General features: G+C 38.7%; 18 protein-coding genes. 11 read left to right on the forward strand and 7 right to left on the reverse strand.

The features are described from left to right. Positions 1-48 precede the first annotated feature (48 nt). The 4 genes from G504_RS0116035 to G504_RS0116050 all read right to left on the reverse strand — a co-directional run bounded on the left by G504_RS0116035 (position 49) and on the right by G504_RS0116050 (position 3,764). Positions 49-630, reverse strand: coding sequence for a TetR/AcrR family transcriptional regulator (locus G504_RS0116035; protein ID WP_019671213.1), 582 nt, complete (start codon positions 628-630; stop codon positions 49-51). Between the two features lie 198 nt (positions 631-828). Continuing rightward, complete coding sequence (locus tag G504_RS0116040) at positions 829-1,236, reverse strand: DUF2141 domain-containing protein (protein WP_019671214.1); 408 nt, start codon at positions 1,234-1,236, stop codon at positions 829-831. A 38-nt stretch (positions 1,237-1,274) separates the two neighbouring features. After that, positions 1,275-1,715 carry a hypothetical protein gene (locus G504_RS0116045; RefSeq protein ID WP_026348633.1) on the reverse strand — a complete coding sequence of 147 codons (441 nt, stop codon included), beginning with the start codon at positions 1,713-1,715 and terminating at the stop codon, positions 1,275-1,277. Positions 1,716-1,733: 18 nt separating this feature from the next. Then, the gene (locus tag G504_RS0116050; protein ID WP_019671216.1) at positions 1,734-3,764 is read right to left on the reverse strand and encodes a S9 family peptidase; all 2,031 of its coding nucleotides are present in this window, start codon (positions 3,762-3,764) and stop codon (positions 1,734-1,736) included. 219 nt (positions 3,765-3,983) lie between these two features. Here G504_RS0116050 and ppk2 (G504_RS0116055) point away from each other — a divergent pair, with 219 nt between their 5' ends. The 5 genes from ppk2 (G504_RS0116055) to G504_RS0116075 all read left to right on the forward strand — a co-directional run bounded on the left by ppk2 (G504_RS0116055) (position 3,984) and on the right by G504_RS0116075 (position 11,658). Further along, on the forward strand, positions 3,984-4,829 hold the full coding sequence (gene ppk2, locus G504_RS0116055) for a polyphosphate kinase 2 (RefSeq protein ID WP_019671217.1): 846 nt from the start codon (positions 3,984-3,986) through the stop codon (positions 4,827-4,829). A gap of 3 nt (positions 4,830-4,832) precedes the next feature. Next, entirely contained in the window at positions 4,833-5,642 is an 810-nt protein-coding gene (gene ppk2, locus G504_RS0116060) for a polyphosphate kinase 2 (protein WP_019671218.1), read from the forward strand. Between the two features lie 38 nt (positions 5,643-5,680). Further along, on the forward strand, positions 5,681-6,085 hold the full coding sequence (locus tag G504_RS0116065; RefSeq protein WP_019671219.1) for a hypothetical protein: 405 nt from the start codon (positions 5,681-5,683) through the stop codon (positions 6,083-6,085). 79 nt (positions 6,086-6,164) lie between these two features. Further along, the gene (locus G504_RS0116070; protein WP_019671220.1) at positions 6,165-10,502 is read left to right on the forward strand and encodes a CusA/CzcA family heavy metal efflux RND transporter; all 4,338 of its coding nucleotides are present in this window, start codon (positions 6,165-6,167) and stop codon (positions 10,500-10,502) included. Between the two features lie 10 nt (positions 10,503-10,512). Next, complete coding sequence (locus tag G504_RS0116075; RefSeq protein ID WP_019671221.1) at positions 10,513-11,658, forward strand: efflux RND transporter periplasmic adaptor subunit; 1,146 nt, start codon at positions 10,513-10,515, stop codon at positions 11,656-11,658. A 30-nt stretch (positions 11,659-11,688) separates the two neighbouring features. Here the strand turns inward: G504_RS0116075 and G504_RS0116080 are convergent, their stop codons facing one another. Together G504_RS0116080 and G504_RS0116085 are read right to left on the reverse strand one after the other, a co-directional pair. Further along, positions 11,689-12,507 (reverse strand): ZIP family metal transporter, encoded by an 819-nt coding sequence (locus G504_RS0116080; protein ID WP_019671222.1) that lies wholly within the window; start codon positions 12,505-12,507, stop codon positions 11,689-11,691. Continuing rightward, on the reverse strand, positions 12,504-13,163 hold the full coding sequence (locus tag G504_RS0116085) for a metal-dependent transcriptional regulator (RefSeq protein WP_019671223.1): 660 nt from the start codon (positions 13,161-13,163) through the stop codon (positions 12,504-12,506). Before G504_RS0116085 ends, G504_RS0116080 begins: the two co-directional genes overlap by 4 nt. Positions 13,164-13,240: 77 nt before the next feature. Between G504_RS0116085 and G504_RS0116090 the strand changes: the two genes are divergently transcribed. Continuing rightward, the gene (locus G504_RS0116090; protein WP_019671224.1) at positions 13,241-15,544 is read left to right on the forward strand and encodes a TonB-dependent receptor; all 2,304 of its coding nucleotides are present in this window, start codon (positions 13,241-13,243) and stop codon (positions 15,542-15,544) included. Between the two features lie 52 nt (positions 15,545-15,596). Further along, positions 15,597-16,742: a lycopene cyclase family protein gene (locus G504_RS0116095; protein ID WP_240473055.1), complete on the forward strand. Its 1,146-nt coding sequence runs from the start codon at positions 15,597-15,599 to the stop codon at positions 16,740-16,742. On the opposite strand, the gene G504_RS0116100 is transcribed toward G504_RS0116095, so the two are convergent. Beyond that, complete coding sequence (locus tag G504_RS0116100) at positions 16,739-17,713, reverse strand: polyprenyl synthetase family protein (protein ID WP_019671226.1); 975 nt, start codon at positions 17,711-17,713, stop codon at positions 16,739-16,741. The genes G504_RS0116095 and G504_RS0116100 overlap by 4 nt on opposite strands. Positions 17,714-17,878: 165 nt before the next feature. Between G504_RS0116100 and G504_RS0116105 the strand changes: the two genes are divergently transcribed. The 4 genes from G504_RS0116105 to G504_RS0116120 are packed head-to-tail and all read left to right on the forward strand — an operon-like array spanning position 17,879 to position 24,525. Then, positions 17,879-18,484 carry a TetR/AcrR family transcriptional regulator gene (locus G504_RS0116105; protein WP_019671227.1) on the forward strand — a complete coding sequence of 202 codons (606 nt, stop codon included), beginning with the start codon at positions 17,879-17,881 and terminating at the stop codon, positions 18,482-18,484. Next, the gene (locus tag G504_RS0116110) at positions 18,485-19,819 is read left to right on the forward strand and encodes a TolC family protein (protein ID WP_019671228.1); all 1,335 of its coding nucleotides are present in this window, start codon (positions 18,485-18,487) and stop codon (positions 19,817-19,819) included. A gap of 25 nt (positions 19,820-19,844) precedes the next feature. Beyond that, the gene (locus tag G504_RS0116115; RefSeq protein ID WP_019671229.1) at positions 19,845-21,014 is read left to right on the forward strand and encodes an efflux RND transporter periplasmic adaptor subunit; all 1,170 of its coding nucleotides are present in this window, start codon (positions 19,845-19,847) and stop codon (positions 21,012-21,014) included. A 4-nt stretch (positions 21,015-21,018) separates the two neighbouring features. Further along, entirely contained in the window at positions 21,019-24,525 is a 3,507-nt protein-coding gene (locus G504_RS0116120; RefSeq protein ID WP_019671230.1) for an efflux RND transporter permease subunit, read from the forward strand. Positions 24,526-24,594: the final 69 nt, after the last annotated feature.

The following is a 24,594-nucleotide window of genomic DNA, read 5'->3' on the forward strand; positions in this document are numbered from 1 at the left end:
ATTTAATGTTTATTCTGGAATGTTCATTCCAATTATGATTAAAAAAATTTATGAAATTACTTTAAGTGTATTATTAATTATTCTTTGTAAAACTGTTCTGTCTTTTATCAAAATACCTGTCATTCTAAACCCCTGAAAGGCATTGAAAATATAATACGCATATGTTTTGCTATCTTCCTTAGTATTGATGATGCCTTGCTCCTGCCCTTCTTTAATTAGCCCGCTAAAAACATTCAGTGTGTTTTCCTGGTTAGCCAAAAGCCATTTCCTTATATCCCCTTCCCGGTTTCCCAGTTCAGATTTACAGTTCATGGCATAACACCCCCTGTCGCCTCCTTCACTTAGTATTTCAGGTAAAAAAGATTCAAATACCAGGCGGATAGCCCCTAGAGGATTCTTTGCATTTAATAGGGCTTTATGAAATAAACCTCCACTCTCTTTTTGATAAAACTCCAAGGTAGTCTTGTACAATTCATGTTTGGAGCCAAAGGAATTATAAATGCTGGACCTGTTAAGACCTGTTGCGTCTACCAGATCCTGCATTGAGGTTCCATTATAGCCCTTTTCCCAAAACACATTCATGGCCTGTCGTACTGCATGCTCCCTGTTAAATTCTTCCGAACGCGGCATTTCCCTTTAATTTTTAACAAATATATCTGAAACATTCGTTTCAAAAAAGAAATTAACATAATTTTAAATTTACTTGTAGTAAAACTGAGCTGATTTTTGAATTCCTCTTGCGGGTCCAGTCACTTTAGACCTAGGGGTTTGTACATCGGAATTTAATTGTAGTAAAATGGAATGATAGGTGCTGAGCTGCAATTCTGTTTAAAGGGAAACCCGGATTTCCTTGTCCCCTTCAACTTTAAAAGCGCATTCATGATATTTGGGTGGGCCAAATGTTTTCATCTTACCAATGGAAAAACAAATGGGTTCTTTTGGAATTCCTATCCAGTTGGTATCTAATTCATCATCCCCGTTTTCATCATGAAAAATTGCAAGTGCATACTCCCCGTCAGGTAAATCATCAATTATTACCCATGTGCTGCCTAATTGCGCTTTACTGCTGCCTCCGGAAAACATTTTATCCGAATCCAGGAAACTATCAGAACTGTCGTAAACTGCAACAAGCACACTCCCCTTATCGCTTTTGACACCTGTAACGTCTACAGAAAGTTTATTTTGGGAAAACACCATTAAAGGCAGAAGCAGAAGATTCAGGAATAGAAATTTCATTTGTATAAACTATAGGTTTTGAAGTAGGTAACTCCTTTTTACTGATTTAATTGTGTTTGTTGTGTAGCTATTTTTTCTTCGAGGTAAAGATATAACTCTTTTGTTTTAAGAGAATCAGATAAATTGATAAAAAGTAAAAGCGAATCATTGTAGGTTAATCTGATCTTCTGATCTTCCAGGTTGTCTACATAAATATAAACCGGTTTTTCTTCGTTCAGGGAATCTTTAAAAATCCCTTTTTCTTTCTCCCAGGCCGAAAATCCATTTTTGCGATCCAAAGAAGGAATTTTAGGTACCATAGATATTTCATTCAGTGCATTGAATGGCAACTCCTTAAAATAGATCCCGGATAAAATCTGTATCCTATCGGTCTTTTTCCAAATCCAATTTTTATAATGTGCCAAAAAACTCAGAAGACTCACAATCACTGTCATTATAATGAGTACGTTCCAAAACCAATGTCTTTTCTTCCCTTTCATTGCTCAGTCATTTTCACTCTATTTACGATATTTCTCAAACCAGGCCAGGGTATGGGCAATTTTTGTAATTAAATTACTTGGTCTGTTTGCAATGCCATGACTTGCCCCTGGGATTTCGACCAGTACTGTTTCAATTTTCCTCAATTTTAAGGCATGATAAAGCTGTTTAGCCTCACTCGGAGGTGTTCTTAAATCTTCCATCCCTACCATAACCATTGTTGGGGTTTCTATATTACCAACGAGAGACAAAGGAGAAAATTTCCAATAGCCTTCAAAATTTTCCCAGGGCTGACCCGGATATCGGGAATTGGCATAGCCAAAGTAATTATCTGCTACAAGCGTTTTGCTTATCCAGTTCATCACCGGTTTTGCAACTACAGCAGCTTTAAATCTGTTGTTTTTACCAATTATCCATGCTGTCATAATACCCCCGGCACTTCCTCCTGTAACATAAAGTTCATCTTCATGGGCAATTCCTGTTTTTATACAATGATCAACGCCGTCCATAACATCATTATAATCGTCACCGGGATAATTGTTATATAAAAGGTTCCCAAACTCTTCCCCATAACTTGTACTCCCTCTTGCGTTGGGATAAAAAACTACATACCCTGCTGCTGCATATAGTTGCATTTCAGCAGAAAACCTGTCGCCATAGTTAAGAACCGGCCCTCCGTGATTTTCTACCAAAAATGGATACTTTTTATTCTTGTCATAATCTGGCGGGTAAACTACCCAGCCCTGAAGGTCCCTTTGGTCTACGGACGATTTGTACCAGATTTCCTGTACCTTACCCAAAGTCCTGTAATCAAATAATGCCTTGTTAAGAGCGGTAATCTTAGTTGTTTTTTCAGTCTTAGAGCTCATTACAGCAAGTTCTGCCGGGTAATCCGGCCTGCTTTGTGTATAAGCGACTATCCCATTCCGGGAAACACTAAAGGATCCCCCGGCATAGGGCCGCCCAACAGAAGTACCTCCCAGGTCATCGGCCAGCTTCGAAATTTTCCCGTCCAGGGAAATATATCCAACTTTGGAGTTTCCTTTATCATCATATGAAATATAGAGTCCGGCATTATTTACGTCCCAAATCATTCGGGAAATACTCCGGTCAAGGTCCTTAGACAAAATCCTGGCCCCTGTTCCGTCTGAATTCATTATATGTAGTTGATCTATCTGATACGTTTGTACTTTATCCTGATATCCCAAATAAGCGATATACCTGCCATTTGGTGAAACTGCAGGATTGGTATCTGGGCCCTTTACTGAAGTCAGAGCTTCTATGCGCCCTGTTGCCACTTCTACCTGGTAGATTTCACTATTACGAAAATCATATTCCCAGTTCTCCGTTCTGTTTCCCGAGAAAATAATTCTCTCCCCGTTTGCTGACCATGAAAGTTGTCCCCTGTGGTGGTAATCGCCCGAAGTGATTTGCCGTATTGCCCCTCCCTCTGACGGGATTACAAATATGTGATTGAAGCCCGGCTTAATATAACCACGACCATCCGCTTCATGATATAGACGATCTGTAATCCTGGGTTTCTCCGCCCATTTTGCCCCTTCAGGTTTTTTCGGGATTTCAGCAATTACAGGCGGTTCTTTTTTAACATTCATAGAAAATGCCAATTGGTCTCCTTTGGGTGACCAGGTTAAGGAACCGGGACTAAATGGAAGCTGGCTGATTTTTGCCAGTTTGCCGCTGCCCAGCCAATACATATAAATCTCAGAACCTTCTGTTGTTGTGCTTATAAATGCAATTCTATCTCCGACTGGAGACCATTGGGGACTCTGTTCACTCGCCTCCCTGGACGTAAGCTTTTGGTGCCCCGTGCCATCAGAATTAATTATCCAAAGATTTCCATCGGCTTTGTCCTTCATAATGTCAAAACCCATTCGCCTATAAACTATCCGGGAACCATCTGGTGCTATTTGTGGTTCCGAGACATATTCCAGATTAAATACATCCAAATAACTAAACTTTTGTTTTTGTGAATAGCCCTGATATCCTATTAAGAATAAAATAAGTGCGTAAAATAATTTTCTGTGAATCATTATGGATAATTTGTAATTGACTTAAAAATCAAATGTTACTAATACGCGGAGCAAAATAAATGCCTCGCGCTGTTTTAGAATTCAACTGCAGGAAAAACACAGCCGGGTGTCATAAAAATGTAGGTCAAAATTAGTATCTTTATAGTTACGACCAAATTTTAGGAACAATCAATAATTCATATTTTTATATTGATCCTATTACCTATATACAAAAGCTAAATGTTTTTACCTGAAGATCTTCTAAAAGCTAAAAAGAGAAAAGACCTGATTGCCATTGCCAATGAAAAGGAAATGGACATTTCCAGGGTACTTAACAGACTCCGATATGAAGAAGAACTTAAACTTTTGCAGATAGAACTGGTAAACTTGCAGCGTTGGGTAATTAAAAAAAAACTGAGGGTAGCTATAATTTTTGAAGGCAGGGATGCGGCAGGCAAAGGTGGAGCTATAAAACGTTTTACGGAACACCTGAACCCAAGATCAATGCGGGTTGTTGCACTTTCTAAACCTACTGACGTGGAAACAGGTCAATGGTATTTCAGGAGATATATAAAAGAACTGCCAAATCCGGGAGAAATTGTTTTTTTTGACAGAAGCTGGTACAACCGGGCTGTGGTTGAACCTGTGATGGGCTTTTGTAATAAAAATGATTATAAACAATTTATGGTTCAGGTTCCGGGGTTTGAACATATGCTCTACGAAGATGGGGTTCAACTTATAAAGTTTTGGTTTTCCATTTCTAAAAAAGAACAAAAAAAGCGAATAGAAAGCCGGTTATTAAATCCGTTGAAAAAATGGAAATTCAGCCCGGTAGATAAAAAGGGGCAGGCCTTATGGGATAAATACAGCTTTTATAAAGAACAGATGTTTTCCAAAACGCACACCACCTTTAGCCCCTGGATAATTGTTAAGGCCAATAGTAAAAAAACTGCCCGCCTGGAGAGTATTCGCTATGTGCTTTCCAGGTTTGATTATACGAAAAAAACAAAGCATAAAACAAGCATATTACCTGATCCCAATATCGTTCTGAGATATTACAGGCATATTGAACAAATTGATATATAAAAGATGACTACCGGGGATACAAAACAGATGCAGCTCAGTGAAGAGGATATTTCTTTGCTAAACACTCCATTAGGATTAAAAAGTCTGTTGTCTGATAAAAAGACTAACATTGAGAAGGCCTTGCGCTCATCAAGGCATGAATTGAAAATAAAAGAGCTTCAAACAGAGCTGATAAAACTGCAAAATTGGGTCATAGCTAAGAACAAGAAAATAGTTGTGATTTTTGAAGGGCGCGATGCAGCAGGAAAAGGAGGGGCTATACGAAGAATCACTGCCTATATAAATCCCAGACAGTACAGGATTGTTGCCCTGCCGAAACCAACGATTGAAGAAAGCGGGCAATGGTATTTTCAACGTTATGTTAATAAGCTTCCAAAACCGGGTGAAATGGTCTTTTTCGACCGAAGTTGGTATAACCGGGCTGTTGTTGAACCCGTTAACGGCTTTTGTACAAAACAACAATATCAGAATTTTATGAAACAGGTAAATGGTTTTGAGCGAATGATCATGGATTCTGACACCTATTTAATAAAATTCTATTTTTCAATTACCAAAGAAGAACAGGCAAACAGGTTTAAGGAAATTAAATCCAATCCCTTAAAAAAGTGGAAAATGACCGCTGTTGACCGCAAAGCACAGGAACTGTGGGACGAATATACCGCCTTTAAGCTAAAAATGTTTGAGCACACAGATTTGAAAAATTCTCCATGGGTAATTATTGATGCCGACAAAAAAACGGATGCACGAATCGAAGCATTGAGTTATTTAATTGATACTATCCCCTATGAAATTGTTGAAGAGGAAGAAGTTTAATTAGAATTTTCCAGATTATCGTATATTTACTAAGGATTATGATGGTAAAATTTGTTTCTATAGCAGCTTCTTTCCTGATTCTGATACAAAGCTTTAACATTTGTATCAGCGACCTTGTTGATCTTAGTGAATTTATAGAACACGCAAAATTTCATTCTGAGAAATACGGCGATAACCTGTTTGTCTTTATCTCGAAGCACTATGGAGAGCTTCAGGCCGATCACAATAAAAAGCATCAGGAAGAAAAACAAGATCATGAAGAATTGCCATTTCAACACCAATCCCATATGACGGTGCTTTCTGCTTTTGTAATAAGGGATCTGCAGGCATATCAACTCAGACCCGCTGACGATTTGCTAACTCCAACAGCAAATTTCTTTTATCAGGATTCCTATTCTAATTGCGAGAAAGAAGGCCTTTTCCAACCTCCCCGCACATTATAAATTATCTTGGCTTATTTTTTACAAAGGCATAATATCCCTTTTTTATTATGCATGATTATCAATCATTATTCTATGGATTATGTTATCTCGTATTATAGAATTCAGTATTAACAAGAAGTTTGTTATTCTATTTTTCACACTGTTTATAGTTGGTTTTGGCCTCTATTCCCTCCTTCGGTTATCTATCGGGGCCGTGCCTGATGTTACAAATAATCAGGTACAGGTCATCACTACCTCAAGGAGTCTGTCTACCCAGGATATGGAGCAGTTTATAACTTATCCGGTTGAGCTTGAAATGGCCAATTTACCGGGTGTTCAGGAAATAAGGTCCATTTCTAAATTTGGCCTTTCAGTAGTTACTATTGTCTTTAATGATGATATGGGCACTTACCTGCCGCGGCAATTGATCGCTGAAAAGATTAAGTCGGCCTCGGAAAAAATTCCTGAAGGTTTTGGTTCGCCCGAAATGGGCCCCATCACTACAGGATTAGGCGAAATCTATCAATACATCCTGGATGTGAAACCCGGTTATGAGGGCAAATACTCAACAACAGACCTGAGAACAATACAAGACTGGCTCGTTAAAAGACAGCTCTCAGGGATTCCAGGGGTTGTTGAAGTCAACACCTGGGGAGGCTTTTTAAAACAGTATGAAGTTGCAATTAGTACAGAAAAACTAAATGCAATGAAAGTCACGGCTAAGGAGGTGATAAATGCCCTGGAATTAAATAATAGTGTTACCGGCGGGGGGTATATTGAAAAAGTAAATCAGGCCTACTTTATTCGTGGCGAAGGCCTGGTTTCTTCTTTGGAGGACATCAAAAACATTGTCGTTAAAAAAGAGAATTCAATCCCAGTTTATATAAAGGACGTGGCTCAAGTTGGGTTTGGCAGCGCAACACGTTTTGGAGCCATCACCGCTAATGGTGAAGGTGAAAAGGTGCTGGGACAGGTTATGATGCTGAAAAATGCCAATTCCAAAGAGGTGATTGATGCCGTAAAAGACCGGGTGTCTTCAATCTCAAATAATTTGCCGGAGGGTGTAGTGATTAATGCCTTTCTGGATAGGAGTGAACTAATAGGAAAAACAACATTTACAGTTACAGAAAATCTGATTTTTGGATGCCTGATTGTGATCTTTGTCGTTGTCCTGCTCCTCGGGAATTTAAGGTCCGGGCTGGTCGTTGCTTCTGTTATTCCCCTTAGTTTGCTTTTTGCCCTCTCATTGATGTATTTGTTTAAAGTGGATGCCAATTTGATGAGCCTGGGTGCAATCGATTTTGGAATCATAATAGATGGCGCAGTAATTATTGTAGAGTTCATTGCATTTCAAATTACGGGTAAAAGAGATGAAATAAATACCTTGTCTAAGGCCGATCAGGTAAAATTCAAAGACAAAATAACCTATCAGGGCGCATCAAAAATGATGAATTCGGCGATTTTTGGCCAATTGATCATCCTGATTGTCTTCATCCCTATTTTATCCCTCAGTGGCGTTGAAGGTAAAATGTTTCGGCCCATGGCCCTAACTTTTAGTTTTGCGCTGATAGGTGCCATGATCTTGTGTTTTACCTATGTTCCGGTTATGGCATCTTTATTCCTGAAGCCATCTAATGCTTCAAAAAGGAATATTTCAGTTCAACTGATGCGATGGATCAATAAATCTTTTGATCCCGCAATTCAATGGGGCTTTAAACGAAAACGATTGGTGTTAAGCCTTGCAGGGCTTGTCCTGGCTTTAACCATACCGCTCTTTATATCCCTTGGTGGTGAATTTGTCCCCACTTTGGATGAAGGGGACTTTGTAATCCAGCCTGTTTTAAAAACCGGGACATCATTGACCAAAACGGTAGAAACAACGACCAGGATAGAGCAAATTCTAATGGATAATTTTCCGGAAGTAAAGCAGGTAGTAACCAGGATTGGAGCGGCAGAAGTACCTACGGACCCTATGTCTATGGAAGAAAGTGATGTTATAATAATTTTAAAGTCGAAAAAAGATTGGGTATCCGCCAAAACCAAGGATGAATTGGCCAATAAATTCAAAGAGGCACTCTCAATTCTTCCTGGAATAGAAGTAGAATTTACCCAGCCTATTGAAATGAGGTTTAATGAATTGATAACAGGTGTAAAGGCGGATATTGCGATCAAAATATTTGGTGAGGATTTAGAAGTCCTGAGCAAAAAGGGTAATGAAATAAAATCATTAATTGAAAATGTCGAAGGGGCTGCAGACATAACCGTTGAGAAAATAGTTGGCCTGCCTCAAATGAATGTCAATTACAAACGTGAAAAAATTGCCCGCTATAACCTGAATATCAAAGAACTTAATGATATGGTTGCCATGGGTTTTGCCGGAAAAAAGGTAGGGAGCATTTACGAAGGTGAGAAGCGCTTTGATTTGGTGGTCCGCCTTACAAATGAAAACAGACAAGATATTGACAACCTTAAAAATCTTTATGTCGATATTCCCGACAATGGCAAAATACCCTTGAGTGAACTGGCTGATATTTCCTACCAAAAAGGAGCTGCTAAAATATCAAGAGATGACACTAAAAGAAGGATAGTGGTTGGGATAAACGTTCGTAACCGCGATTTGCAATCTGTAGTTGATGATATCCAAAAAATAATAAATGATAATGTAACACTGCCTGTAGGATATAGTATAAGCTATGGCGGACAATTTGAAAATCTCCAAAGTGCACGATCCAGATTATTGGTCGCAGTCCCAATTGCTTTAGTATTAATTTTTGTAATGCTATTTCTCGCTTTTAAATCATTTAAAGAAACACTGTTGATTTTCACTGCAATTCCACTGGCTTCCGTTGGAGGAGTTTTATTATTATGGTTAAGAGATTTACCCTTTAGTATTTCCGCAGGAGTAGGGTTTATTGCCCTTTTTGGTATTGCTGTTCTAAACGGTATAGTTTTAATTGAACATTTTAAAGAACTTAAAATAGAAAAATTCGGAAGTATGGAAGCACTAATTATTCAGGGCACAAAAGATAGGCTCAGGGCGGTATTACTGACTGCATCTGCAGCCGCATTAGGATTTTTACCAATGGCCATATCTACAAATGTTGGAGCGGAAGTTCAGCGTCCTCTGGCAACAGTTGTAATAGGTGGCCTGGTAAGTGCAACCCTTTTGACACTTATTGTGCTGCCCGTTTTATACAGTATCTTCAATAAACCGGGAAAACCGGTATTTAAAAGTCTTCTAAAAAAGAATAAGGCCTTTTCTCTTCTTATCATAATAACCCTTTTTACACCGGTGTTAAATGCCCAGGAAAGTGGTTTAACCTTAGATGGGTTAGTAGAAATTGCCCTGGAGAACAATGCAGGCTTAAGAGCAGATTCCTTAAAAGTTAACAAGTCTGATGCGATGATATCTAATGCCTTTAGCTTTGACAAGACGAGAATCTACTACGAGTATGACCAAAATAACATTGCAGTCAATGGGGAACCCATAAGCGTATTCGGAGTAGAGCAGGACTTCCTTTTTCCAACTGTATATTTCTCGAAAAAAAAGGTAAACAGGGCTGGTTACGATCTGGAATCCAGCGCCTATGAAATTCAAAAGAAAATTTTAATAAAAGAGGTGACATCAAAATTTTATGAATATCAATATGCGAAAGAGAAAGAGTTTATTTACAAACAAATTGATAGTCTGTTTCGGAATTTTGCATCCATAGCGCAGCGCCGATTTGAACTTGGGGAAACCAATTATCTGGAAAAAATAACCACGCAGTCAAGACAAAAACAAATACAAATTAAATTGGAGGAGGCTGCGCAGGATGTTGCATTGGCCTATGGCAATTTGATTAAAGTAGTTCAGGCAGAAGACCATATAAATATTGGATTGGCTTCTCAAAAGAAAGTTGAATTGAGTTTTAAGGGTTTGGAAAATAGCATAGAACTGGAATATTATTCAAAAAGAGTAAATCTCTTTGATAATCAACGTAACTATGAAAAGCAACTTCTGTTGCCCGATCTGAGTTTGAGTTATTTTCAGGGATCAAACAGCACTTTAAATGAAAATTTATCCGGATACTATCTGGGGCTTAAAATTCCATTGTTGTTTTTTGGTCAATCTTCCAAAATCAAGGCTTCTTCCATTGCCCGTGAAATTGCTATAGAGGAATCCAAGGAGTATGAAGTACAATTGAAATTTCAATATTTATCCCTTAATGCTGAATTAATTAAGCAGGAAAAAGCGCTAAAATATTATGAAGAAGAAGGAACATCCCTATCGGATGAAATTTTGAAAACGGCTACCGTTAGTTTTAAAAACGGAGAAATAAACTATTTCCAGTATATCCTCAGTCTTGAAAATGCCTATCAAATTAAACTGGATTATTTAAATAGCCTTAATGAATACAATCAGACCATTATTGCCATAAACTATTTAACTTATTAAAATCTAAATCATGAATCGTATTTTATACTATTTCATTCCATTAATACTTCTAATCGGCATTACAAGTTGTAAAAATGCTGAAACCAATGCTATATCAGAATCCCAGAAAAATGCAGAGCCCGGGGATACTATTATTGAACTTTCAAAAGAGCAATTTGAACAAAATGGGATGTCTGTGAGTAGCCTCGAAGAAAAAGTTTTTCCCGAAATGGTTCAGGCCAATGGATTGATTGATGTGCCTCCCGCAAACCGAGCTGTAGTTAGTGCGCCTTTGGGTGGTTATATTAAAAACACCCATTTATTAATTGGAGATCGTGTACGAAAAGGACAAACATTGGGGACCATTGAAAATCCCGATTTTGTTTCTTTGCAACAAGAATACCTCGAGATAAAGGAACAATTAACCTATCTGAAATCTGAATATGAGCGTCAACAAATATTGATTAAGGAAAACATTTCATCACAAAAGAGCTTTCTAAGAGCGGAGAGCGATTATAAAAAAGCGGAAGCCACTTACAATGGGCTTCGAAAGCAACTGGATTTGCTTAATATTTCACCGAAAGATGTTGAAAAGGGCATTATAAGTACAACATCCGCCCTGATTGCTCCAATAAGTGGTAGTATTACCCAGGTTAATGTATCTCTGGGAACCTATGTTTCGCCTGCAACACCTATTATCGAAATTGTAGATAATGAGCATATTCATCTTGAAATATCCGTTTTTGAAAAGGACATAATGAAGATTCAAAAAGGCCAGGAAATACTATTCAAAATACCCGAAGCTTCTGAAGAGACATATAGGGCAGAAGTATATTTAATTGGCAATGCCATAGAAGAAAACAGAACCATAAGAGTGCATGGGCATCTCAAAGATATTTCCAAGCACAATTTTCTAACCGGTATGTTTGTCAGCGCCTCTATTATTACATCAGATAAGGGCGCCATGAGTATTCCTACGGAGGCCCTTGTATCGCTGAATGATTCTTCATACCTCTTGTTACTGGAAACAGAAAACGATACTATGTATCGTTTTAAACTTGTAAAAGTTGAAACAGGCGATGCATATAATGGCTACACTGCCATAAAAAGTACAGATCAATTACCGGAAAACGCCCGTATTTTAACCAAAGGTGCATTTAGTCTTGTGGGCGAATGATGGAAGTTTAATTGTTAGAACCTTAATAAATTAGCTCAATCCTACATCCAGGGCCATCATAATAATAAAGCCTCCGATAAAGCCCATTGTGGCTATGTCCGTGTATTTGTCCTGCTGCGTCTCCGGTATAACCTCTTCAACAACCACAAAGATCATTGCTCCGGCAGCAAATGACAAGGCATAGGGGAGAATAGGCTGGAACGTAAGTACTGCCCAGGCCCCTAAAACTGCTGCAATTGGCTCCACCATAGCGGATGCTTGTCCGTATGTAAAACTTTTAAGCCGGCTTAAGCCCTGCCTCCTTAAAGGCATAGCAACCGCGAACCCTTCAGGAAAGTTTTGCAGGCCAATCCCCAGGGCCAGCGCCACCGCCCCGCCAATATTAGCGCCTTCAAACCCGGCAGCGACCCCACCAAACAAAACCCCTACGGCAAGTCCTTCAGGAATATTGTGCAAAGTTATGGCCAGTGTAAGCAGCGTTGTTCTGTGCCAGGGTGTTTTTATTCCTTCACTCTCCTTAAAGTTAATATGTATATGTGGTAATACCTTATCCAGTCCATAAATGAAAACAGCGCCAAGTAAAAACCCTACCGCCGCCGGCAGGACCTTTACAAACCCTTCTCCCGGGCTCATTTCTATTCCCGGGGCAAGGAGGCTCCAAAAACTTGCAGCTACCATTACCCCGCCTGTAAATCCGAGCATTCCATCTAAAACAGCCCTGTTCATAGTTTTAAAAAAAAAGACCAGGCCTGCACCCAATGCCGTGAGGCCCCAGGTAAAAAGTGTTGCATAAAAGGCTGCCAAAATAGGATTTATGGTTTCGAAATAACTAATAACATTCTCTATCATAACTCAATTTTTTTAACGTATAAATTAGAGGCTATTTGCTGAGAAATATGCAATTCTCTTTCATCTATAAGAATTCGCAATGAATTATCAAACTCCTCTTTTTCCAAAATCTTCATTTTATTTCCAAGGGCTATACTATTTCTATCCAGGAACCTCAGGAATACTGCAGAAGAATCTTTAACACCCACACATAGTGCCACAGACCCTATTGGTAATTGGCCCAATACCTGGCTATCGTGCTCCATTAACTCTCCATTCTTACCCGGTATTGGATCCCCGTGGGGGTCAAATTTTGGGAAACTCAATAATTCATCAAGCTTATCAATTAACTTTTCACTTTTGATATGCTCTAATTGCTCGGCCACTTCGTGTACTTCATCCCAGGCAAACCCTAATTTTTCCACTAAAAAAACCTCCCACAAACGATGCTTTCTTATGATCGATAAGGCGGTCTTTGTACCGAGGGGCGTGAGTGATACTCCCTGATACTTTTTGTAATGAACCAACCCCTTTTCAGATAACCTTTTCATCATATCAGTTACTGAGGATGGTTTGGTTTCCATCTTTTCGGCCACGGCATTGGTTGAAATAACATCAATACCACTACTAGCCAGATGGAATATTGCCTTTATGTAATTCTCTTCAGAATGAGTCATAAAAAACCTTTTTACAAAAATACATTTTTATTTGTAGAAACAAATTTTTAGCTTTGTCTAAATTATTTATTGGTCGAATGAAATATATTGTCAATCCCATAATTTTTAGGGTAGTACTATTTGTGTTGATCTCTCTTTTGGGAATTTCCAATTTGTATTCTCAACAAAATACCATTGCGGGGGTGATTCTTGATGGAGCAAAGCCGGTACCCTTTGCAAACGTATACCTGCAGGGAACGGAAATTGGTTCATCTTCGGATAGAAACGGGGAGTTTACCATTGAGAACATTCCCGATGGCACCTATAAAATCAACGTGTCTTCCATCGGATACAACACATTCTACAAAAAGGTTACCCTGGATAATAATAAAGTCCTGACCCTCAAAATATCCCTTAAAACTTCATCCGAACAACTGGAAGAAATGGTGGTTACGGGTACCTTAAAACCGGTAAAACGGCTGGAAAGCCCTGTGCCGGTAGAGGTATATAGCCCTGCATTCTTTGAAAAAAATCCCACCCCAAGTATTTTTGAATCCCTGCAAAATGTCAATGGCGTACGCCCCCAAATTAATTGCAATGTCTGCAATACCGGGGATATTCATATCAATGGGCTGGAAGGGCCATATACGCTGGTCTTAATAGATGGTATGCCTATCGTAAGTGGTTTAGGTACTGTATATGGGCTGTCGGGTATTCCAAATTCTTTGATAGAACAAATAGAAATTGTCAAGGGACCTGCTTCTACATTATATGGAAGTGAAGCCGTGGGCGGACTCATCAATATAATAACAAAGAAAACCCTTGAGGCTTCTGCTTTTTCAGCTGATAGTTTCATGAGTGGCTGGGGCGAATACAACCTTGATATCGGATCTAAAATTGCAACAGGAAGTAATTCCAATTTGCTACTTGGCCTTAATTATTTTAAATACGACAACCCAATTGATGACAATGGAGATAATTTCACAGATTTAACCCTTCAGGATCGCATATCTTTTTTCCAAAAATGGAGTTTGCAGCGAGAGAATAATCGCATTTTTTCTGTGGCGGGTCGTTTTTTCTATGAAGACAGGTGGGGTGGCGAAATGCAATGGACCCCAGAATTCAGGGGTGGAGATGAAATATATGGTGAGAGCATCTTCACAAGGCGTTGGGAGGTACTGGGAAAATATCAATTGCCCTTTAAAGAAAACATCCTGCTCTCCGTTTCTTACAATGACCACAATCAAAATTCTGTATATGGCACCACACGCTATCTTGCCGATCAGCGTATTGGCTTTGGCCAATTAACCTGGGATAAAGTCTGGGCAAAGCATGATCTTCTTTTTGGAGGTGCTGTAAAATACAATTATTATGATGACAATACACCGGCAACTTCCGGCCTGGCGGGTAATAAAGAAGACATCGTTTGGATACCCAGCCTCTTTGTTCAGGATGAGATAAATTTTTCCAAAAAACATTCCTTGCTAACCGGTATTCGTTATGACTATGACAAACGACACGGTTCCATATTTACTCCAAGAATAGCCTACAAATGGAAATTTACGGACAATGACATTTTACGTTTAAATGCGGGCACAGGGTTTAGGGTTGTTAACCTTTTTACTGAGGAACACGCCGCTTTAACAGGAGCAAGAGAAGTAGTCATCGCCGAAGATCTGAAACCCGAACGCTCCATTAACGTGAATCTCAATTACCTTAAAAAAATATACAGCAATAATGGAACCTTTATAGGTTTGGATGCCTCGGCTTTCTATACTTATTTCAATAATGTTATTCTTCCGGATTATGATACTAATCCCAATTTAATAATCTATAAAAATCTGGATGGCAAATCCGTTTCCAAAGGCATTAGTGCCAACCTGGATATGGCATTCCCTGCAGGGCTCAAAATATTATTGGGCGCAACTTTAATGGATGTAAGCAATACTACAAACGGTGTTACCCAACGGCAAATCCTGACAGAAAGTTTTAGCGGAACCTGGAGCATCTCTTATGCTTTCAGAGCTCTGGATCTTACTTTCGATTATACAGGGAACCTCTATGGCCCAATGCGCCTTCCCCTTTTGGGTGAGCTCGATCCCAGGCAGGAATATTCTCCAACCTGGAGTATACAAAATATCCAATTTACATATTCTGGCGTGAAAGATTTTGAGTTCTATGTTGGAATAAAAAACTTGCTGGACTGGACTCCCAACAAGGGGAACCCGTTTATCATTGCCAGGGCCAATGACCCCTTCGATAAAAATGTTCAATTTGACAATTCAGGGAATGCCATACCCACAGCAGACAACCCATACGGCCTTACCTTTGATCCCTCATATGTCTATGCTCCAAATCAGGGAATAAGAGGCTTTTTAGGCATGCGCTTCCGTTTGAATTAAAGGAAGAGTACTACTTGGACTGTAATTTGTACTTTTGGTATTTTTCATATTTGTGCAGAAACACTACGACTATATTATAATAGGTGCAGGAGCCTCCGGCCTGATGCTTGCCAATGCCCTTGGCAATGATCCTTATTTTAGGGGGAAAACCGTATTATTGATCGACAAGGATGCTAAAAAGACCAACGACCGTACCTGGTGCTTTTGGGAGAAGAATGAGGGCGATTTCGATACTATCATTACAAAAAGCTGGAGTCAAATTCAATTTTATGGCGAGAATTATGGCGCAGCTCAGGAGATAGCACCATATAAATATAAAATGTTACGGGGACTTGATTTTTATAACAGCTATCTCAATAGCATTCGATCCTATGATAATGTTACCTTTTTGCAGGCTTTGGTAACGGCGGTTGAAGATCACAAAAATTATGTGGAAGTAACCACACAAAATACAGTCTTTAGGGGAACTAAAGTCTTTAATAGTATTTTTAATTATAAGTTGCTGCATCAACAAACAAAATATCCCGTTTTACAGCAGCATTTCATAGGATGGTTTATTAAATCTGATAAGCCCATTTTCAATGCGGAAAAGGCCACTTTTATGGATTTTTCGATCCCTCAAAAAGGTAATACGCGTTTCATGTACGTTTTGCCGTTTTCGGAAACGGAGGGATTGGTGGAGTATACTTTGTTCTCTGCGGACACATTAGCTGAACAAGAGTATGAAAATGCCATTAAAAAATATATTGAAGAAACTCTCAGGTGCACTGAATACGAGATAGTAGAGAAAGAAAAAGGAAACATTCCCATGAGCTGCTATGATTTTTCTGCAAAGAACGGCAATAGCCTTTTACATATTGGAATAGCAGGAGGATGGGCAAAGGCCAGCACGGGATATACTTTTATGAGCACATACAGAAAGACCAAAGAATTGGTGGCTTTTCTCAAAAAGAATAAACCCCTTTCATCATTCACTCATAAAGATCGATATTGGTACTATGATTTACTTTTATTAGATATTCTGTACGAAGATAACAGCAAAGGCAGACGTATTTTTGAATCGTTATTCAGAGGTAGCAGCCCCCAACTTATTTTTAAATTTCTGGACGAAGAAACCAATATCAGAGAAGATCTTAAGATTATTTCAAGTTGTCCAAAGAGTTATTTTATCAAGGCGCTATTTAACAGGCTGCTTTAGACTTCTCTGTTCATTAGTTTGTTGCCAAATCGCTGAAGTATCCCTTTCTTTTTTTCCGGTGCATCCAAAGATTCCAATATTTGGAATGCCTGTTTTGTATACTTTTCAATTTCTTTCCGAGTTAGTTCGGCCGCACCACTTTTTATGAATATCTGCTTTACAGTTTGAATTTTTTCATGAGGGTTCTGAGGTTTTATTGAAAAAAGATTTTTCAATTCACGCTTCTCTTCTTCAGTAGCTAATTCCATTGCCCTTATATACAAAAAGGTTTTTTTATTTTCTATAATGTCCCCCCCTACCTGTTTTCCAAAATTCTCCGGATCACCGAACGCATCCAAATAGTCATCCTGAAGCTGAAAGGCTATGCCAAGATTTATGCCGTAATCATAAATTGCACTCTGTAATTCTTCTGAGGACCTGGCAATAATTGCACCCATTTTCATGGCTGCAGCAACTAAAACGGCTGTCTTATAGGTTATCATTTTGAGGTAATCCGGAACCGTAACATCGTCCCTTATTTCAAAGTCCATGTCGTACTGCTGTCCCTCACACACCTCAATTGCGGTTTTGCTAAATACTTCTATGAGCGATTTAAATAAATCTGCCGGATAGCTTTCAAAATACTGATAAGAATTAATAAGCATGACGTCTCCAGACAAAATACCAGTATTGACATCCCATTTTTTGTGTACGGTTATTTCACCTCTTCTTAGTGGTGCTGCATCCATAATGTCATCATGCACAAGGGAAAAATTATGAAAAATTTCAATTGCAAGGGCTGCATCGAGGGCATCTTCATATTTACCCCCAAACACATCCGTACTAATAAGCGTTAATATTGGTCTGAGTCTCTTACCACCCAAATCCATTATATATACTATGGGATCGTACAAATTCTGAGGTTCTTTGGTTCTGATTTTTTTTTCCAGATAGGAATTAAAACATCCCCGGTAAAACTCAACGTTTGGCATTTTGAATTTTTTTCAAAAATACATTAAAAGCCGGCACTTAAGAACATTTATGTAAATTTCCTGTAAACAAAACAGGGCCTGAATCAAGTGGTTTGTTAAAAAAATGTAAAACTTTGGAAACTTTTTATGTTTTTATAGTTTCCTGGTTATATTTGGCCACTGATTATGAAAGAAAAAATACTGATTAAAGCCACAGACCTGTTTTTAAATCTGGGATTTAAAAGCGTTACTATGGACGACCTTGCTCAGGCAATGGGTATTTCCAAGAAAACCATCTATTCCCATTTTGAAAACAAAACCAAGCTGGTGGAAGCATGTACAATGCATGTATTTGATTCTGTTTCCTGCGGGATTGATGAAATATGTTTACTAAAAAAGAACCCCATTGAAGAACTCTATGAGATTAAAAGGCTCGTAATGGAACATTTAAATGAGGAGAAAACCTCTCCTCAGTATCAACTTCAAAAATACTACCCCAGAATTTTTAATACGCTTCGAAATAAACAATTTGAAATGATGCATGGCTGTGTCATCAATAATGTAAAGAAAGGCATAGATCAGGGCATATACAGGGGTAATTTAAATATAGAGTTCGTGGCCCGAATCTACTTTTCAGGAGTAACAAGTATAAAGGATAGCCGACTATTCCCGGTTGCTAAATTTCCGGTGGCTGATCTCATGGATAACTATCTGGAATATCATCTCAGGGGAATTGTTACGCCAAAAGGAAGAAAAATTCTAAACAATATAATCAACTCTAATCAAAATTAAATGAAAGTTCAATTTTTAAGCTTTATAGCATTCCTGTTTGTAGGTTGGTCTTTTTCACAGGAACAACCCAACAGCTTTTCATTGGAAGAGGCCATTGCTTATGCCCTTGAATATAACTATAGCGTTATTAATGCTGATAGAGAAATATTAGATGCCCAAAAGCAAAAATGGGAAGTTATTGCTACAGGATTACCTCAAATTGACGGTAGCCTTAGCTACCAAAATCAGTTAAAACAGCCTGTTACTCTACTCCCCGGAGAAATTGTCGGAGGCGAACCGGGATCTTTTCTTCCTGTTGTATTTGGACAACAAAATCAGGTTAATGCAACTGCTACACTTAAACAGCAAATTTTTGATGGTTCCTACATAGTAGGAGTGCAAGCCACTGAAGCCTTTCTTAGATACAGTCAAAACAACAAGGAAAAAACAGATCAGGAAATCAGGAAAGCGGTCATAGAGGCGTATGGCAATGTTCTGCTGGCAAAGGAAACCGTTGCTATCCTGGAAAACAATAAGTCTACCTTAGAGAAGAATCTCTTTGAAACTGAAAAACTTTTTGAAAATGGCCTAGGTGATGAAGAGAGTGTGGAACAACTTCAAATTACATTATCCTCCATTGAAAGTGCATTAAAAAACTCAATCCGGTTTCAAGACATTACGATGCAAATGCTGAATTTAATTATGGGGCTTCCCATTGAAAGCCAGACATTGTTAACCGAGAATCTGGATGACCTGGTATTGAAACAAATTGATTTTGATCTTTTGGAATCGGAATTCTTTATGGAAAACAATGTGGATTACAAGTTGGTGCTAAACCTGAATGAACAACGATATTACGAATTAAAGCTTGCCAAAAGCAAAGCCTTGCCAACACTTAATGCATTTGTAAATTATGGAACCTCCGCCTTTAGCAATACATTCACTTTTTTTGAGAATGAACAACAATGGTATGGATCATCTGTTTTAGGCTTCGACTTAAAAATTCCTATTTTCAGTTCACTCAACAGAAGCGCAACCACACAAAGAGCGAAAATTGCCTACGACCAGGCAAAAACGCAATTGACAGAAACTGAAGAACAGATCAGGCTTCAGCTTGAGCGGGCTAAAAGCGATTACATATTTGCCATTGAAGAATACCAGACTACAAAAAACAATCTCAACCTGGCTGAGCGGATCGAAAAGAAAAATCAAACAAAATATTTTGAAGGTCTGGCTACCAGCTTTGAACTAAGGCAGGCACAAATTCAACTATATACCGCACAGCAGGATTACCTTGAAGCTATGGTAGAAGTAATCAATAGAAAAACAGAATTGGAAACTGTTCTTAACAACTAAATCGCAACGCACAAAACCGAATAAGATGAAAAATACCTTTATAATAATACTAATTTCATTACTGATCACATCCTGCGGAAATGGATCAGTTGATTCCGTTGAAACTTTAATTGCAGAAGGTAATTTGGAAGCTATAAAATTAAAAAAACAGGAAATTACTGAAAAACAAAAGCTATTAACCGCAGAACTCAGACAGCTTGATTCCTTTATCAAAATAAAGGATAGCAATTCTAAATTAGCCCTGGTAACCACCATTAAAACAGAAGAAAGGGAGTTTAGGCACTATCTGGATCTTCAGGGGAATGTAATGACCAAACAAAATGTGTTGATTTATCCGGAAATGGCCGGAACTTTAATTAAGGTATATGTTAAGGAAGGTCAAAATGTCAAAAAAGGTCAGCTTTTAGCAACGATAGATGATGGCGGAATGAGCAGCCAACTTGAACAGCTCAAAACTCAGGCCGCACTTGCAAAAACTACCTTTGAACGTCAAAAAAGGCTATGGGAACAAAAAATCGGATCTGAAATTCAATATCTCCAGGCTGAAACCAACTATCAGGCCGTAATGAATTCTGTTAAACAAGCGGAAAGCCAGTTGGCAAAATCAAGCATCAGAGCTCCTTTCTCAGGAATAATAGATAATGTTATCCAGGAACAGGGAACTGTTGTGTCACCCGCCAGCGGACAAGCTATATTCCGCATTATTAACCTCTCTGATATGTATATAGAAGTAGACGTGCCTGAGAGTTATATAAATGGGGTAACCGTTGGGAAGGAAGTAAACATTTATTTTCCGGTTCTGGGCGACAGCATTACCTCTACCATCCGGCAAACAGGGAATTTTATTAACCCAACCAACCGATCTTTTCGAGTGGAAATAGCGGTGCCAAACACAAAGAATACCATAAAACCAAATCTGACGGCTCGTGTCCAGATTAACGATTATTCGAATACAAACGCCATTTTAATTCCACAGAGTTTGATATCTGAAAATGCAGAAGGAGAACAATATGTTTATGTAGCAACAGAGGTAGATTCTGATAACATGGCTGTAGCCAAAAAACAAATAATTCGTACAGGGCTTACACAGGGAGACTATGTAGAAGTATTAGCAGGAATTACACCAGAGGTTCAGGTAGTAATGGAAGGTGCCCGAAATGTCCGGGAAAATCAGAAAGTAAAAATAATTCAATAGTCTTATGAGCAAGCAAAAGAGAAACGCAAATAAGGAATTCCGATTATCTTCCTGGGCTATTGATAACCCTTCGGTCATTTATGTAATGATTGGAATCTTCTTTTTCATTGGTTTATCTTCCTATTTTTCCATGCCCAGAGAAGACTTCCCTGAAGTTAAGGAAACCAAGATTTACATTAGTACAATTTATCCCGGAAATACGGCAGAAGATATTGAACGCTTGCTTACAGATCCACTGGAGGACAGATTAAAGGACGTGAGTAATCTGGTGGAAATTACCTCTACCTCGCAGGAAGATTATTCTATGATTGTTGTGGAATTTGATGAGGATATAACCGTTGAAAATGCGAAACAAAAGGTCAAGGATGAAGTAGACAGTGAAAAGGCGAGTGAAGACTGGCCTATTTTTAATGGTGCTAAAGTAGAACCGGATGTCTTTGACCTGAATTTGTCTGAATCTTTTCCCATAATGAATGTTAACCTTACGGGGGATTATCCTGTTGACAAATTAAAGGAATTTGGGGAATACCTGGAAGATGAAATTGAAGATTTACCGGAGATTAAAGCTGTAGATATAAGGGGAGCCCAGGATAAGGAAGTAGAGGTGGCTGTAGATATTTATAAAATGATGGCGGCCAAGGTAAGCTTTGACGATGTAATACAGGCTATAAGCAATGGGAATATGACTATGTCTGCCGGAAATTTAAAGACTAGCGGTCAGCGTCGTACAATTCGGGTTTTAGGCGAAATTGAAGACCCGGCAGAACTTGAAGACTTTGTGGTAAAATGGGAAAATAATGATGCCGTATACCTTAAGGATATTGCCGAGGTTTCTTTCAGGGAAGAAGAAAAAATCACATATGCCAGGGAACGGGGAAAAAGTGTGGTTATGCTCGATATTAAAAAACGAGCAGGTAAAAATGCAATTACCGCCGCAGATCGAATAAAGGAAATTGTAAAGGAATCAAAAGAGAACTATTTTCCGGCAGACTTGCAGGTAACTATCGCCAATGATTCCTCAAACCGAACATTGAATCAGGTTGACGACCTGGTGAACAATATTATTTTCGGGATCATCCTGGTGGTAACCGTTTTAATGTTCTTTCTAGGTTTCCGCAACGCTCTTTTTGTAGGGTTTGCAATTCCTATGTCTATGTTCATGTCCTTTATGATATTATCTGCCATGGGATATACTTTAAATACCATGATCTTGTTCGGTCTAATTATGGGTCTGGGTATGCTGGTAGACAATGGAATTGTAGTTGTTGAAAATGTCTACAGGCTTATTGAAGAAGAAGGAATGCCTCGTATTGAAGCGGCTAAAAAAGGTATTGGAGAAATTGCTTTTCCAATAATTATATCTACTGCCACCACGGTGGCCGCCTTTGTACCGCTAGGGCTTTGGCCCGGTCTTTTTGGGGAATTTATGATCTATTTCCCAATAACCTTATCGGTTGTGCTTGGCTCTTCATTATTTGTGGCCATCTTTATGAACTCCATGTTAGTATCGAGCTTTATGGAGGTAGGAGATAAAGAACTGACGAGAAAACAGCTAATTCGCCTTAGTATTGTCCTTGGTGGGTTTGGTCTGTTTATCCTCATATTTGGTGGAGCTGTTCGCGGTTTGGGTTCCCTGATGATCGTAGTGGCAATCTTATTCTGGATTTATAAATACGGACTTAAAAAAGCGGCTTTAAAATTTCAGAAAAAATACCTGTCACGATTTGAAAATTGGTATGAAAATCTATTGAGAACTGCTTTGAGGGGAAGAAATGTGTATGCTTTCTTTGGTTTTACAGTACTTTTATTAATAGTAGCCTTTATTGCTTTTGGCATATCACTTGGGAGTGGCCGAACCAAAGTGGAGTTTTTTCCTGATAATGTACCTAATGAGATTTATGTGTATATAGAATATCCACAGGGTACGTCGATAGAAAAAACCAATGAAATAACTAAAAATATTGAAAAAAGGGTCTACGCCATTGCAGACGATCCTAAATATATGGATGGTGAAAATAATTTACTTGTCGCATCAAGTGTTTCACAAGTAGGTAAAGGCGCAGAAAATCCGTTTACCGAAGGAGGGTCAGCAGCAGAAATGCCTCATAGGGGTAAAATAACTATTTCTATGGAGGAGTATAAATTTAGAAATGGCAGAGATACCGAAGCGCTTCGCAAAGAAATTCAGGATGGATTAAAGGGCATTTATCCGGGAATTGCTATTTCTGTTGAAAAAGATCAGGTTGCTCCTCCTTCAGGGTATCCAATAAATATTGAAATTGAAGGTAAGGATTACAACGTTTTAATAAATACGGCAGAGCAAATGCGTAATTTCCTTAATTCGAAAAATATAGAGGGTATTGAAGAATTAAAGATTGATGTTAATACAGGGAAACCCAGTATGCAGGTTACTGTAGATCGGCAAAAAGCCGGTGAACTTGGGGTGTCTGTAGGACAGGTGGGCTTGCAGTTAAGACGTTCCCTTTTTGGAGACAAAGCCGGCATTTATAAAGCAGGTGGCGAAGACTATGACATTAATGTTCGTTTTAATAAAGATCTCAGGTATAATACCAGTGCTTTATTTAATCAGAATATAATTTTCAGGGACCAGTCAACAGGTCGTATAAAAGAAGTTCCTGTTTCTGCGGTAGCATCACAGAGAAACACCTCAAGTTTCAGCGCCATAAAACACAAGGACACAAAACGTGTTGTTACACTTTATTCCGGACTTAGGCCTGGATTTACAGATGCCGGCGCTATTGTAGCTGAGATAAAAAAGGAAATGGAAGAATTTACCGGTGTTCCGGCCGATGTAAAAATTGACTATACCGGTCAAATTGAAGAGCAAAACAAACAAATGAATTTTTTGGTTGGTGCATTCTTTTCCGGACTTGGATTAATAATGCTAATCCTTATCTTCCAATTTGGTGGTATTTCGAAGCCCGCTATTATAATGACGGCCATCTTCCTGAGTTTTATAGGGGTTTTTGGCGGATTAATGATAACCGGATGGCCTTTTGTTATTATGATGTCTATGATGGGAATAATATCCTTAGCCGGTATTGTAGTTAATAATGGCGTTGTTCTTCTGGATTATACCCAAATTCTTATAGATCGCAAAAAATTAGCACTAGGAATGGAAGATAAAGCACTTCTATCCCTGGAACAGGTCACAGAATTAATTGTCAAAGGTGGAAAAGCCCGGATGAGACCTGTATTGCTAACCGCAATAACTACAGTCCTCGGTCTTATTCCTTTAGCTATTGGTCTGAATCTGGATTTCTTTTCGCTTTTTACGGAGTTTGACCCGAAAATTTATATAGGTGGAGACAATGTCATTTTCTGGGGGCCTCTGGCCTGGACAGTCATTTTTGGATTGATTGTAGCTACCTTCCTAACGCTTATAATAGTCCCCGTACTATTTAATATCGTTTATAGAATAAAGATTAAACTCAGAGGAGGAGTTAAAAAAACCCCTTCAAAAAGCAAAGATCTGGAAATAGCTGCGTAAATCTAATGGTATTATTCAATACAAAACCCCGCAAATTGCGGGGTTTTGGTTTTATTTAATCTGAAAGCA

It is taken from the genome of Eudoraea adriatica DSM 19308 (genome assembly GCF_000382125.1).
GTDB lineage: Bacteria > Bacteroidota > Bacteroidia > Flavobacteriales > Flavobacteriaceae > Eudoraea > Eudoraea adriatica.